The sequence below is a fragment of the Polynucleobacter sp. UK-FUSCHL-C3 genome (genome assembly GCF_040409815.1).
Classification (GTDB): domain Bacteria; phylum Pseudomonadota; class Gammaproteobacteria; order Burkholderiales; family Burkholderiaceae; genus Polynucleobacter.
In genome coordinates this window covers 667,000-680,384 of the sequence record NZ_CP099959.1, presented here as the reverse complement: position 1 = coordinate 680,384, position 13,385 = coordinate 667,000, and the positions used below count along the sequence as shown (strand labels likewise).

Annotated in this window: 12 protein-coding genes; 2 read left to right on the top strand and 10 right to left on the bottom strand. The window is 47.4% G+C overall.

Going from position 1 to position 13,385, the window contains the following annotated elements; all coding sequences use genetic code 11:
- Position 1: 1 nt before the first annotated feature.
- The 3 genes from NKE59_RS03325 to NKE59_RS03315 are packed head-to-tail and all read right to left on the bottom strand — an operon-like array spanning position 2 to position 2,218.
- Positions 2 to 469 (bottom strand): isoprenylcysteine carboxylmethyltransferase family protein, encoded by a 468-nt coding sequence (locus NKE59_RS03325; protein ID WP_353439552.1) that lies wholly within the window; start codon positions 467 to 469, stop codon positions 2 to 4.
- Positions 466 to 990 (bottom strand): ribosome biogenesis factor YjgA, encoded by a 525-nt coding sequence (yjgA, locus tag NKE59_RS03320; RefSeq protein WP_353439551.1) that lies wholly within the window; start codon positions 988 to 990, stop codon positions 466 to 468. Before yjgA ends, NKE59_RS03325 begins: the two co-directional genes overlap by 4 nt.
- A gap of 43 nt (positions 991 to 1,033) precedes the next feature.
- Positions 1,034 to 2,218 carry an aminotransferase class V-fold PLP-dependent enzyme gene (locus NKE59_RS03315; protein ID WP_353439550.1) on the bottom strand — a complete coding sequence of 395 codons (1,185 nt, stop codon included), beginning with the start codon at positions 2,216 to 2,218 and terminating at the stop codon, positions 1,034 to 1,036.
- A 195-nt stretch (positions 2,219 to 2,413) separates the two neighbouring features.
- Here NKE59_RS03315 and NKE59_RS03310 point away from each other — a divergent pair, with 195 nt between their 5' ends.
- Positions 2,414 to 3,313 carry a 3-hydroxyacyl-CoA dehydrogenase NAD-binding domain-containing protein gene (locus NKE59_RS03310; RefSeq protein ID WP_353439549.1) on the top strand — a complete coding sequence of 300 codons (900 nt, stop codon included), beginning with the start codon at positions 2,414 to 2,416 and terminating at the stop codon, positions 3,311 to 3,313.
- Here the strand turns inward: NKE59_RS03310 and NKE59_RS03305 are convergent, their stop codons facing one another.
- The 7 genes from NKE59_RS03305 to NKE59_RS03275 all read right to left on the bottom strand — a co-directional run bounded on the left by NKE59_RS03305 (position 3,314) and on the right by NKE59_RS03275 (position 13,025).
- Positions 3,314 to 4,447 (bottom strand): alanine--glyoxylate aminotransferase family protein, encoded by a 1,134-nt coding sequence (locus NKE59_RS03305; RefSeq protein ID WP_353439548.1) that lies wholly within the window; start codon positions 4,445 to 4,447, stop codon positions 3,314 to 3,316. It lies immediately after the preceding gene.
- A gap of 59 nt (positions 4,448 to 4,506) precedes the next feature.
- Entirely contained in the window at positions 4,507 to 7,323 is a 2,817-nt protein-coding gene (gene ppc, locus NKE59_RS03300) for a phosphoenolpyruvate carboxylase (protein WP_353439547.1), read from the bottom strand.
- A 4-nt stretch (positions 7,324 to 7,327) separates the two neighbouring features.
- Positions 7,328 to 8,350, bottom strand: coding sequence for a type I glyceraldehyde-3-phosphate dehydrogenase (gene gap, locus NKE59_RS03295; RefSeq protein ID WP_353439545.1), 1,023 nt, complete (start codon positions 8,348 to 8,350; stop codon positions 7,328 to 7,330).
- Positions 8,351 to 8,384: 34 nt separating this feature from the next.
- Positions 8,385 to 9,449 (bottom strand): class II fructose-bisphosphate aldolase, encoded by a 1,065-nt coding sequence (fba, locus tag NKE59_RS03290; protein WP_353439544.1) that lies wholly within the window; start codon positions 9,447 to 9,449, stop codon positions 8,385 to 8,387.
- Between the two features lie 27 nt (positions 9,450 to 9,476).
- The gene (tkt, locus tag NKE59_RS03285) at positions 9,477 to 11,468 is read right to left on the bottom strand and encodes a transketolase (RefSeq protein WP_353439542.1); all 1,992 of its coding nucleotides are present in this window, start codon (positions 11,466 to 11,468) and stop codon (positions 9,477 to 9,479) included.
- A gap of 8 nt (positions 11,469 to 11,476) precedes the next feature.
- Complete coding sequence (locus tag NKE59_RS03280; RefSeq protein WP_353439540.1) at positions 11,477 to 12,487, bottom strand: class 1 fructose-bisphosphatase; 1,011 nt, start codon at positions 12,485 to 12,487, stop codon at positions 11,477 to 11,479.
- A gap of 79 nt (positions 12,488 to 12,566) precedes the next feature.
- Entirely contained in the window at positions 12,567 to 13,025 is a 459-nt protein-coding gene (locus tag NKE59_RS03275; RefSeq protein ID WP_353439539.1) for a tetratricopeptide repeat protein, read from the bottom strand.
- 91 nt (positions 13,026 to 13,116) lie between these two features.
- Here NKE59_RS03275 and NKE59_RS03270 point away from each other — a divergent pair, with 91 nt between their 5' ends.
- Positions 13,117 to 13,314 carry a hypothetical protein gene (locus NKE59_RS03270; protein WP_353439538.1) on the top strand — a complete coding sequence of 66 codons (198 nt, stop codon included), beginning with the start codon at positions 13,117 to 13,119 and terminating at the stop codon, positions 13,312 to 13,314.
- Positions 13,315 to 13,385: the final 71 nt, after the last annotated feature.

The following is a 13,385-nucleotide window of genomic DNA, read 5'->3' as shown; positions in this document are numbered from 1 at the left end:
CTTAATACACAAATGGAATTAACTTCTTAGTCGTTATTTTGTACTCGGCATACTCAGAAAACTTTTCTGTTAACCAGATCTCTTCTTGTCTAGATTTAAGATCAAAGAAGATTAGCAAGATGATGGCGAGCACCAAGGTGTTGAGGGTTTGCTCTATTCCAGCCCACCCAAAGCACACTAAGATCACCCCAAAATAAATGGGGTGCCTTACAAATCGATATAGCCCAGTCCGTATTAGCTCACCATTCTGTTTGGGTTTGGGTAGCGGTGTCAAATTAGGTCCGAGTAATATTGCCGCCCAAATTGCGATGGCAATACCCAAGTAGAAGAGAATTTGACCAATCCACCATAAGGTTTGATTGACCTTAGTTGGCAACCCCAATAGATCCTTTGGTCCAAAGAACAAGGCGATCAATAAAATTGCCTGTACCAGCACATAGAGTTCACCGCGCGATTGTTTGGAGCTCATGGGCTTTGGGTATCCAGTTCCCGTAATACTTGGAATATCTCCCGATAGGCCTTCGGAGGCTTGTTCGATTCTTTCTCTTTGCGTGCATTGCGAATCAAGGTTCTCAGATTTTGCACATCCAAGCCTGGATGCTGAGCAATCAATTCGGTAAGCACTTCGTCATTACTAAGTAAGCGCTCTCGTAGACGCTCTAAGCGGTGCAAATGAGCAGTTTCTACTCGTCCAGGTCCCTCAATAATCTCAATCTGTTTTTTTATACCCTGGATCTCATCATCCGTTAGCAAGCGCATCAGTTTTCCTAAGTACTGCTTATGACGACGAATCCCACCAAAGGTCTTTATCTTGGCAGTCTCCAAGAGAGCGCTTCGCAAACCATCTTCGATTGGAACTGTTTTAAGTGATTCTGAGCTAAAGCCAGCCAGGGTCTCGGCTAACTTTTGGCGCTCGCTCATTTGGCGCTTGAGCTCTGACTTACTTGGTCCCGCATCTTCATCGGGATCGATTTGATCAACTTTACTCATATGCTCCATTACGAACTAATATAGAGCGGAAATAAATAACAAATTACTGTAAAACTTCTTGCGCAGCCAATACACCACTACCCTTGAGCTTGATGCCAAAGCGGTTCATACCCATCTCACAACCGCTAATGGCTGCAAGCAGCGATAGCTCATTGCAATCACCCAAATGACCAATCCGAAATAGCTGTCCTTTTGCTTTACCAAGACCTGTACCAAGGGATAAGTTGTAGCGCTCGAATATCACTTTACGTAGAGCATCAGCATCAACACCCTGTGGAGTTCTCACCCCAGTTAGTACTGGGGAATAAACGGCAGGATCTTTGCACTGCACTTCCAGACCCCACGCCTCAACAGCAGCACGACATGCTTTTGCTAAATGCTGATGACGCGCAAATACATTATCTAAACCTTCTGCCAAAATCATATCAATCGCTTCATGCAAACCATATAGCAAGTTAGTTGCTGGGGTTGATGGCCAATAGCCGGTCTTATTAGATTCGAGGATCTCATCCCATGCCCAATAGGCCTTGGGCAATGTCGCCTTCTTGCTGGCCTCAATTGCTTTAGGTGAAATTGCATTAAAGCCGATACCCGGTGGCAGCATTAAGCCTTTTTGAGAACCGCTCACTGTAACGTCAACGCCCCACTCATCGTGGCGATAGTCAGCAGACGCCAATCCTGAGATCGTATCTACCATCAATAAGGCTGGATGCTTTGCTGCATCGATGGCTTTACGAACTGCAGCGATATTGGAAGTGACTCCGGTCGAGGTCTCATTATGAACAACACAGACCGCTTTAATTTGATGATTGGTATCTGCCTTGAGGCGCTCTTCGATCTTGGCCGCATCGACTCCATGACGCCAACCTTCTGCACCAGGCATACCAACAAACTCTGTTTTGATTCCTAAACGGATCGCCAGCTTATTCCACAAAGTAGCAAAGTGACCGGTCTCATACATCAAGACCAAATCACCAGCCGATAAGGTGTTCACTAAAGCACCTTCCCATGCGCCCGTTCCTGAACTTGGATAAATGATGACCGGATGCTTGGTCTTAAAAATGGTTTGCATACCCGATAACAATTTAAGGCCTAGCTCACCAAACTCAGGGCCGCGATGATCGATAGTTTGATAGCTAATGGCTCGTAGCACTCTAGCCGGCACAGGGCTTGGGCCGGGGATATGTAAGAAATGTCTACCTGAGGGATGTTGGTCCAGTTTTAGCATGGGGGGGTCAAATTAATAAGGGATTGATCTAAAAATGCAAAGTCCTATTTATACCAGTTCCCAATGCGACTCGCCTTGACCTAGGTTAGGAATTTATGGCGCTTAGCCTACCCGCAAGGCATTCTGGGTAATGAGTTTTGTGTTTTGTAAACTGAATTAGACTGCTACTGTTGACCCCTCATTTAAAGGACTTTCATGAATTATGTTGCGGTAATTGGCACGGGCACAATGGCCGCAGGAATTGCTGCCGGCTTCATCGAAGCAGGTCTCGCTGTCACGATTTTGGGGCGATCTGCGGATAAGGCCAAAGCCTGTTTAGATGTTGCCATCGGCTTAGTACAAGCCGAAGGGAATGCTAAGCACCGTTGTGGACTGATTGATCAATGGAATGACTGGGACGATTGCATCTGGGTGGTAGAAACCATTGCCGAGGATCTTGCATTAAAGCAAGCACTCTTTCGGTCACTCGATGAGCGTGTCCCAGCACATATTCCAATTGGGAGCAATAGCTCTGCCTATCCAATTAGCAAGATAGCTGAAGGCCTAAAGACGGCAGAGCGCATGATGGGCGCTCACTACTTTATGCCTGCAGAAGTTGTGCCCTTGGTAGAGATTGTGATGGGTGAAAAAACAGAACTCGCGCACGCTCAACATGTCTGTGAGCTCTATAAGTCGGTCAATAAGAAACCGGTTCTTGTTAAGAAAGATATTCCTGGATTTTTAGCCAATCGGATACAGCATGCATTGATGCGCGAAGCCTTACATCTAATCGATGCAGGAATTGCGTCACCCGAAGATGTTGATGACGCCGTGCGCTACAGCTTTGGCTTTCGCTACGCCGCCGTTGGCCCCATTACTCAGAAGGAGTTATCCGGTTGGGACGTCAGCTGTCATTCGGCGAAGGAGATTTACCCCACCCTATGTAACAGTAACGCAATACCTCAATCCATCTTGGATATGGTGATAGCAGGTAAATCTGGTGTCAAGACGATGCAGGGGTATTGGCAATGGTCCCCAGAAAAGGTAAAGGCGCTTAAAGCAATTTACTCTAAGCGTCTAAAAGCTGCGTTTGCAGTTCTTAAAATGGAATCGTAATTACTTCGCAGTAATTTTATTCATGGCCGTTTCAAGATGACTAATGGCTCGCTCGATATGCAAGAGTTTCTCTAGACCAAATAGACCGAGACGGAATGTGCGGAACTCAGCGCTTTCACCCACCTGCAATGGTACCCCCGCAGCCGTTTGTAAGCCAACATCGATAAACTTTTTACCAGATTGCATGTCTGGGTCAGTGGTGTAACTTACCACTACACATGGCGCCTGATAACCGGCAGCGGCCACGCTAGGAAATCCCTTAGAGACCATTAATGCCCTTACTTTGGAACCCAACAGAATCTGCTGTTGCATTAAATAATCAAAGCCGTGCGACTGGGTCTCTTTCATGGCGTTCCGTAGGATCTTCAATGCGTCGGTTGGCATAGTGGTGTGATACACATGCGCGCCCTTCTCATAGGTCTCCATAATCTGTAACCACTTCTTGAGATCAAGCGAGAAGCTATTGCTTTGAGTGTGTTCGATCTTTTGGCGGGCACGCTCACTCATACCAATCAGGGCACAGCAAGGGGAGCTACTCCAACCCTTTTGTGGAGCACTAATCAGAACATCGACTTTGCTCGCCTTCATATCCACCCACATTGCACCGGAGGCAATACAGTCGAGCACAAATAAGCCGTCTACTGACTCAACTGCATCGCCAATAGCGCGCAGATATTCAGGGGGCAGAATAATGCCGGCGGAGGTCTCTACATGGGGAGCAAAAACAACCTCTGGTTTCTCTTTCTTAATAAATGCAACTACTTCTTCAATCGGAGGAGGTGCATATGGCCCTTGTGCGCTGACCTCTTGCTGACGCCCTTTAATAATGTGAATGTCTTTCGTAAATTTCTCAAGATCAAAAATTTGGGTCCAGCGATAACTAAACCAACCATTCCGAATAATTAAGCATTTTTTACCAGGTGCAAACTGGCGTGCAACTGCCTCCATGCCATAAGTACCACTCCCAGGGATAACCACTGTGGAATGAGCCTTATAGACATCCTTCAAGATTGCTGAGATGTCAGTAATAACCTTCTTAAACTCAGCAGACATGTGGTTGAGGGAGCGGTCGGTGTATACCACCGAGAATTCAAGTAAACCATCAGGGTCTACATTGGGAAGCAAGCCTGGCATGCAAATTCCTTATTGAGCAAGATAAAAAGGGTTAATTGATTATTTTACTGGTTTGGAGGCTATCCCGTATTACGCAGTCCGGAAGCAATCCCATTAATCGATAAATGAATCCCGCGCTGGACCCGTTCATCCGTATGGCCGGCGCGATAGCGTCGCACCAACTCTACCTGAATATGGTGCAAGGGATCGATATAGGGGAAGCGGTGACGAATCGAGCGAGCCAAGATAGGATTATTAGCTAAGCGCTGCTTCTCGCCAGTAATAATAGTTAGTGCATGCACCGTCTTATCCCATTCAGCACAAAGCGCAGTAAAAATCTTCTTGCGTAAGCGCACATCGTCAACCAGCTCACTGTAGAGCGCCGCTAAATCAAGATCTGCTTTCGATAAAGCCATATCCATATTTGATAACAGGGTGCGAAAGAATGGCCACTGGCGATACATCTTTTGTAACAGGGCTAAGGCAGCTTTTTGCTTAGCGGCACTGGATTGATGCAGTAAAGAATCAACTGCAGACCCAAAACCAAACCAGCCTGGCAACGTTAAGCGGCATTGTCCCCAACTAAAGCCCCATGGAATTGCACGCAGATCCTCGATCCGCTGACTAGCCTTGCGCGATGCTGGCCGCGAGCCAATATTAAGTCCTGCAATTTCTCGAATAGGGGTTGCCTGAAAGAAAAACTCTGCAAAGCCATCCGTTTCATATATCAAAGATCGGTATGCATTCATACTCGCTTGCGAGATTTGTGCAGCGGTCTCTAAAAATATTGCGCTTGCTGGTTTGGTTGGCTGTAAGAGTGTTGCCTCAAGCGTGGCGGCAATGAGTGCTTCGAGGTTTTGACGTCCAATGGCAGGATTGGAATATTTAGATCCAATCACCTCCCCTTGTTCGGTCAAACGGATTTGGCCACGCACTGTTCCTGGAGGTTGTGCCAAAATTGCTTCATAGCTAGGCCCGCCACCACGACCCACCGTACCGCCTCGCCCATGAAATAAACGTAGTTGGATATTATGGCTATTGGCTAAGCGTTCAAATAGATCAACGAGTGCAATCTCAGCACAATACAACTCCCAATTACTAGTAAAGATGCCGCCATCTTTATTACTATCCGAGTAGCCCAACATGATATCTTGCTCACCACCCGAACGTTTTATCAAATTTGCAATGCCTGGTAAGGTATAAAAATCAGACATGATGGGAGCTGCATTACGCAGATCGCCGATGGTTTCAAACAAAGGGACCGTGATCAAATCAATCCTTGATTTTGTATCTAAAGTACCGTGCATGAGTCCTACTTCTTTTTGGAGCAACATGACCTCAAGAAGATCACTGACGGTCTCGGTGTGACTAATGATGTAGTGCCGTATAGCATCACTTCCAAAGCGCTCTCTGAGTTCTTTGGCTAAGGAAACTATTTTTAGTTCGGCTAAGGTGTGGCTCGAGTAATTAGCCCCAATCACCCTCAAAGGTCTAGCTTCCTTTAACAATTGCAGCAAGATCGCCTGCTTCGATAACTCATTCAGAGTAGAGTAATTGTTTTCAATATTCGCTAGCAATAGAAGCTCATGGATTACCTCTTCGTGCTTATCAGAACTTTGGCGTAAATCAACGGTCGCTAAATGAAATCCAAATACCTCCACCGAGCGAATTAGTGGTCGTAAGCGTTGATTGACAAGAGCCTGTGCTGAATGGGAACGAAGAGAATGCTCAATGATTTTGAGGTCTTCTAAAAACTCATGAGCGCTTGTGTAAGGATTTTGTGGTGGCACTGCATGGCGTGCCGCATCTCCACCCGTCAAAGTCTTCAGTGTGGCGGCGAGGCGGGAGTAAATTCCGGTGAGTGCGCGACGATAGGGTTCGTCCATACGGTGTTCGTTGGTGTCGGGGGAGCGTCCTGCCAACTCTTGCATGGGCTTTGGAAAGTCAACCAATAAAGCGGATAGGGATAGCTCAGTTCCTAAGTAATGCACCTCCGTTAAGTAATGGCGCAAGATCATATCCGCTTGACGTCTGAGTGCATAGTCCAAAGTCTCAGCAGTCACATTGGGGTTTCCATCGCGATCCCCACCGGTCCATTGCCCCATCTTTAAGAAGGAGGCAACTGGCTGGTTTCCTAAACGATCCTCGAGTTGGGCATAGAGCTTCGGAATCTCTCTCAAGAAAGTAGCTTCATAGTAACTAAGCGCGTTCTCGATTTCGTCAACAACCTTAAGCTTGGTAACCCGCAATAAGCGGGTTTGCCAGAGCTGTATCACCCTCGCCTTCATCAATGACTCGTTATCGGATAACTCGCGCTCACACAAGACATCTTTCTTGAGATGAAAAGCCTTGGCACGATCTTTAATTTGATCTCGGATCTGAAGTAATTGGGCAATACTGCGCTCTGCATCCAAGATACTCTTGCGCTGTACTTCGGTTGGATGTGCAGTTAATACGGGAGAAAGATGGCTATGGGCTAAGGTCTTTGATATTGCTTGGTTGCTAATCCCAGCTGCTCGAATTCGCTCGAGAGCAAGATCAATACTACCCTCTTGTTTAGTGGCAAGGCGCTCTTGGGCTGCTTGCCGACGCAATTGATGTCGATCCTCAGCAAGGTTTGCTAGATGACTAAAGTAGGTAAAGGCCCGAATCACCTTCACCGACTCATCTGCGCTCAACCCCTTTAAAAGCTTCTTGAGTGCTTTATTGGCTTGCTCGTCACTATGCCGATGAAAGCGGACCGACAGGGTTCTGATGGTCTCAATCAGATTAAAAACATCAACCCCCTCCTGCTCCCGAATAACATCACCCAGGATTCGCCCTAGCAGGCGAATATCTTCAACTAAAGCAGAATCTGGATCTTGCTTTTTAGATCTTGTGGCAGGCTTCCTAGCCAATGATTTATACCGCCATTAAAGCTTCGGCTGCATTGAGCATCTGCACCGAGTAGCCCCACTCGTTGTCATACCAGGACAAGACCTTCACCAACTTACCATCGGCAGAAACGCGGGTTTGTGAAGCGTCATAGATACTGGCGCGAGGATCATGATTAAAGTCAATCGAGACCAGTGGCAAAGTATTAAATCCAAGGATGCCTTTTAATTCGCTCTCACTAGCGCTCTTAAGAATGTTATTTATCTCGTCGACCGAGGTAGAGCGCTTAGCAACAAATGTCAGATCAACGACCGAGACATTAATAGTGGGAACGCGCATCGCAAAACCATCAAAACGTCCTGCTAGTTCCGGCAGCACCAAGCCTATGGCTTTAGCGGCACCCGTTTTGGTAGGAATCATGCTGCTTACTGCCGAGCGAGCGCGGCGCTTATCGCTGTGATAGACATCAGTTAAGACCTGATCATTGGTAAAAGCATGAATGGTGGTCATGAGGCCTGATTCAATACCAATCTTCTCCAAAAGCGGCTTGACCAATGGAGCTAAGCAGTTCGTGGTACAGCTTGCATTAGAAACCACGACATCGCTTGGCCTCAGAACCTTCTCGTTGACACCATACACAATGGTGGCATCGACATCTTTGTCACCAGGGGCAGAGATTAAGACCTTCTTAGCCCCCTGCTGAATATGCACCATTGCCTTTTCTTTAGACGTAAATTTACCGGAGCACTCCAGAACAAGATCAACGCCCTCTTTGCCCCATGGGGTCTCCAAGGGATTACGGGTCGAGTACATACGAATACGATCACCATTGACCACCATGTACTCACCATCGACGGTGACGGTTCCAGGAAAACGCCCGTGAGCAGAGTCGTATTGCGTAAGGTGGGCATTGATATCGATATCTCCCATGGCATTAATCGCCACAATTTTGATATCACGCTTCTTGTTTTGCATTGCCTCTTCATACAGCGCCCGCAACACCATGCGTCCGATTCGGCCATAGCCATTAATTGCAACTCGGATGGTCATCTTCTTCCTCTTTACTCTATTAACGAATACATTGTTACTGAATCACTGCCTTGAGTTCACCTTTAGCATAGCGTGTTGCCATCTTTTCCAAGGGGATTACCTTAATCTTGCTTGCTTGACCAGCACAGCCAAAAGACTTAAAGCGCGCTTCACAAATCCCTTTGGCAGCTGCCGTAGCAACCTTTAAGAATGCACGAGGATCAAACTCTTCGGGGTGTTGGGTAAAGAACTGACGGATCGCACCGGTCATTGCCAAACGAATATCGGTATCAATATTAATTTTGCGCACACCATGTTTGATGCCTTCCACGATTTCTTCGACCGGGACGCCATAGGTCTCTTTAATCTTGCCACCGTTGTGCCGAATAATCTCAAGCCACTCTTGAGGAACACTCGAGGAGCCGTGCATAACCAAATGCGTATTCGGGATACGTTGATTAATAGCTTTAATACGATCAATCGCTAAGATATCGCCTGTTGGTGGGCGGGTGAACTTATAAGCACCATGACTGGTACCGATTGCGATGGCTAAAGCATCGACCTGGGTCTTGGCCACGAAGTCAGCGGCCTCGTCTGGATCGGTTAATAGTTGCGAGTGATCCAAGACTCCTTCAGCACCACTGCCGTCCTCATCGCCTGCTTGGCCGGTTTCAAGTGACCCAAGGCAACCCAACTCGCCCTCAACGGATACACCAACAGCATGGGCCATATTAACCACTCGACGGGTCACATCAACGTTATAGGCAAAGTCCGCAGGCGTTTTAGCATCCTCTTTTAGAGAACCGTCCATCATTACACTCGAGAAACCACTACGAATCGATGCTTGGCAAACCGCTGGTGAAGCACCATGATCTTGGTGCATACAAATTGGAATGTGCGGGTATTGCTCCACTGCTGCCTCTACTAGCATCCGCAAAAAAGGTTCTCCTGCATATTTACGTGCGCCGGCAGAAGCTTGCAAAATCACAGGGCTATCTAACTGATCCGCTGCCTGCATGATGGCATGGATCTGCTCCATATTATTGACATTAAATGCTGGCAGGCCATACTGATGCTCTGCTGCGTGATCCAGTAACTGTCTTAACGAAATTAATGCCATTCTTTTTTCCTCTATCCCAATCTCTAGTTATACGAGTTCCACAATGTGCTCAACCGTCACACCCAATGCTTTGTATACTGCGGCGGCTGGAGCAGACTCACCGAAACGATTAATACCCACAACGGCGCCATCTAAACCAACATACTTCCACCACGGGTCGGGGTGACCCGCTTCGATCGCAATCCGTTTGATGCCGCTTGGTAACACCTTTTCTTGCCAGCTTTTATCTTGGCGATCAAATAGAGAAGTGCATGGCATGGAAACCACGCTCACGGACTTTCCTTGAGTACGCAGAATTTCTTGCGCTTGCATAGCTAGGCCAACTTCAGACCCCGTTGCGATTAAGACCGCATCCGGTTTGTCCTCACAATCCGACAAGACATAGCCCCCTCGCATCACATCGGCTTCACTGATGTTCTTACTGAGTTGTGGCAAGTTTTGTCGAGACAAGAACAAAGCACTCGGCCCATCGGTGCGCTGAATCGCAGCAGTCCAAGCAATCGCAGTTTCAAAGCCATCGCAAGGACGCCACAAATCGAGATGAGGAATGAGACGCAAACTCGCCGCATGCTCAATCGGTTGATGGGTGGGGCCATCTTCACCCAGACCAATCGAGTCATGGGTTAAAACATAAATAACGCGTTGCTTCATGAGAGCACTCATGCGAATCGCATTGCGCGCATAGTCGGAGAACACCGCAAAGGTGCCGCCATAGGGAATAAATCCTTTATGCAATGCCACCCCGTTCATGATGGCGCTCATACCAAACTCACGCACTCCATAAGAAATGTAGTTTGCAGCTTGATCGGTCTTGTGATGCCAGGTAATGCTGGTCTTCGCAGCCGTGAGGTTTGAACCGGTAAGGTCTGCTGACCCACCAAGGAGTTCTGGTAATGCGGGCACCAGGATATCTAAAGTTTGTTGAGAGGATTTACGACTGGCGGTTGGTGATTCTATTGCCTTCATGCTGGCAAACAATTGAGTCTTGGTGGATGACCAAGTCGCTGGTAGCTTTTCAGTAGCGCAACGCATCAGCTCTTTGGCTAGCTCTGGGAATGCCGCTTGATACTTTGCTAATTGCTCATTCCATTGGGCCTGTTTTGCTTTACCGCTCTCTACTGCGTCCCAAGCAGTCTTAATCGGCGCAGGGACCTCAAAGGGACCATACTTCCAACCCAAAGCTTCGCGGGTTGCTGCAGCCTCTTTCTCACCTAAGGGTGCTCCATGAACATCATGCGTGCCTGCCATATTCGGTGCGCCCAAACCAATGGTAGTTTTACAGATGATCAGAGTCGGTTTGGCGGTTTCAGATTGAGCGGCGGTCGTGGCGGCATTTACTGCTTGAGCATCGTGCCCATCGATCGGACCAATGACATTCCAGCCATAGGCTTTAAACCGACTTGCCGTATCGTCTTTGAACCAACCATCGACATGACCATCAATCGAGATGCCGTTGTCATCGTAGAAGCAAATTAATTTGTTCAGCCCCCAAACGCCCGCGAGAGAACAAACCTCATGACTAATACCCTCCATCAAGCAACCATCGCCTAAGAAGGTATAGGTATGGTGATCGATGATCGTATGTCCTGGACGGTTAAAGCGTTTAGCAAGAAGCGATTCGGCAAGAGCCATGCCTACTGCGTTTGCTAGGCCCTGACCTAATGGTCCGGTGGTGGTCTCGACCCCTGGCGTAATGTTCACCTCGGGGTGTCCGGCAGTAATGCTATGCAACTGCCTAAAGTTTTTAATATCCTCAATCGAGACTGCGTAACCGGTCAGATGCAACAGGGCATAGATCAACATCGAACCATGGCCATTAGAGAGTACAAAGCGATCACGATTGATCCAATGTGGATCTGCTGGATTATGGTTTAAATGATGGCGCCAGAGCACCTCGGCAATATCTGCCATGCCCATCGGAGCTCCGGGGTGACCCGATTTTGATTTCTCTACCGCATCGATGGCTAAGAAACGAATCGCATTGGCTAACTCTCTACTAGTAATTTGTGCTGTGCTCATATCCAAGATTAATTTGTACTATCGTGTTCACGGTGATACTGCTCAACCCGCTCGACTTCATTGCGCGATCCCAAAACAACAGGAACACGTTGATGAATACTTTCTGGTTTTAGATCCAAGATACGTTGACGTCCTGTGGATCCCAAACCGCCTGCCTGCTCCACCACGAAACTCATAGGATTGGCTTCATACATTAGGCGAAGACGCCCTGGCTTACTTAAATCTTTTGTATCTTTGGGGTACATGAATATGCCACCGCGCATTAGGATGCGATGTACATCCGCAACCATACTAGCAATCCAACGCATATTAAAGTCGCGGGACCGCACATCGGTCTTGCCCTTTTTGCATTCACTAATGTAGCGCGCAACGGGTGCTTCCCAAAAACGCTCATTGCTCGCATTAATTGCAAACTCACTGGTGTCTGCGGGGATCTGAATATTGGGATGGGTCAGGATGAACTCACCGGAGCTGGCGTCCAAAGTAAATCCATGAGTGCCCCTACCGATACTTAATACGAGCATTGTGGATGGTCCATACACCGCATAGCCCGCAGCAATTTGTTTTCTGCCCGGCTGTAAATAATCCGCTAACTGTGGGCTGCGATCTTTAGGGGCATGCTGAATTGAAAAGATCGTTCCCACCGAAACGTTGACATCAATATTAGAAGAGCCATCTAAGGGGTCAAACAAACACAGAAAAGGCCCACCATTTTTATTAGCAATCGGCTCATCATTTTCTTCAGAGGCAATGCCAGCGACTAAGTTCCCCGATCGAAAGGTTTGAATGAGGATCTCATCGGAGAGAACATCGAGTTTCTTTTGGGTCTCGCCCTGAACATTTTGACTGGCTAAATTACCCAAGACCCCAGCTAATGCCCCTTGCGAGGTCAATATGGCAATTTCTTGAACGGCGGTGGCAATATCGAGGATGAGTTTTCCTAAATCCCGATGAATCGACTGATCTGCGTCAAGCTGCTGGCTTAAATGGTCAGAAAGTCTGGTTCTCCCTGCTTCCATGGTGGGGGTCTTTAGGCTTATTAATGAAACCTCTATTTTCTCAGATATTGAGCCAGAACCCTGAGTTTTTGAGAATGTCCTACTTTGAGCCCTTTTTGGCCTTGTACTTTGCAATTTCTTCTTTTAAATCCCGGTATTCCTCGCACGAGAAAATACAAACCTTATTCAGACGTGCCAACATTTGTTCTGCGCCTGGAAGATCATTTTTCATCAGAAAGAGTTCGCCGTAGTACTCCAAAGCACCCTTATGTTTTGGATCTATTTTTAAGGCTGCTTGGTAATAACGCTCTGCCGCATTTAAATCCGGTGGAGACTTCTTACGTTGGGCATAGCCCAGCAGATTATTCCAGTCTGCTGAGTTTGGTTCATTAGCAGCCAAGAGAGTTTTAATTGCGCCATCATAGTTCTTCGCCTTGATTTCTTTCTGGGCTTCTGCTTGCCACGACGAGGCTGAAGACGACGGGGTTGTATCTGCCGCATAGGAGAATGATGCGCTCGCAACAAAAAGGGCAGCAATGAGATGTTTCATTTTGACCATGGTTTTACTCCTAGGCTATTTTGTGATGATCCCATTATGTCCCTGATCAAAGTTATTTGCTCAGGCCCAAAGAATGGGTAAGATAATGCTGATGAAAGGCACCAAAGACTATCTTTTTCTGATCCCCTACTTGCTAGCCGTTTGCCTTGGCCTTAAGTTTGGCTATGACTTTGGCATGCAGATCAGCGGGCCTATAATGGCCGTCATCACTGCCATTATTGGAGCGGTGTTCTGCTCCATCGTCGTGGAATCGTTTCTGGGTAAAAAACGCAGAGGTGATTCCAAGTAACTACTTACGGCGATTCATATTCCGTATCGCAACCATTGCACCAATCGCCACAATTAAAATTGCAATTACAT

Bases quoted from the DNA above. Each gene is read 5' to 3' on its own strand.
- NKE59_RS03305 (WP_353439548.1), bottom strand. From the start codon at position 4,447: ATGCCAGGCTTGCTTCCCAATGTAGACCCTGATGGTTTACTTGAATTC.
- yjgA (WP_353439551.1), bottom strand. From the start codon at position 990: ATGAGTAAAGTTGATCAAATCGATCCCGATGAAGATGCGGGACCAAGT.
- NKE59_RS03315 (WP_353439550.1), bottom strand. From the start codon at position 2,218: ATGCTAAAACTGGACCAACATCCCTCAGGTAGACATTTCTTACATATC.
- NKE59_RS03325 (WP_353439552.1), bottom strand. From the start codon at position 469: ATGAGCTCCAAACAATCGCGCGGTGAACTCTATGTGCTGGTACAGGCA.
- NKE59_RS03270 (WP_353439538.1), top strand. From the start codon at position 13,117: ATGAAAGGCACCAAAGACTATCTTTTTCTGATCCCCTACTTGCTAGCC.
- fba (WP_353439544.1), bottom strand. From the start codon at position 9,449: ATGGCATTAATTTCGTTAAGACAGTTACTGGATCACGCAGCAGAGCAT.
- tkt (WP_353439542.1), bottom strand. From the start codon at position 11,468: ATGAGCACAGCACAAATTACTAGTAGAGAGTTAGCCAATGCGATTCGT.
- NKE59_RS03280 (WP_353439540.1), bottom strand. From the start codon at position 12,487: ATGGAAGCAGGGAGAACCAGACTTTCTGACCATTTAAGCCAGCAGCTT.
- NKE59_RS03275 (WP_353439539.1), bottom strand. From the start codon at position 13,025: ATGGTCAAAATGAAACATCTCATTGCTGCCCTTTTTGTTGCGAGCGCA.
- gap (WP_353439545.1), bottom strand. From the start codon at position 8,350: ATGACCATCCGAGTTGCAATTAATGGCTATGGCCGAATCGGACGCATG.
- NKE59_RS03310 (WP_353439549.1), top strand. From the start codon at position 2,414: ATGAATTATGTTGCGGTAATTGGCACGGGCACAATGGCCGCAGGAATT.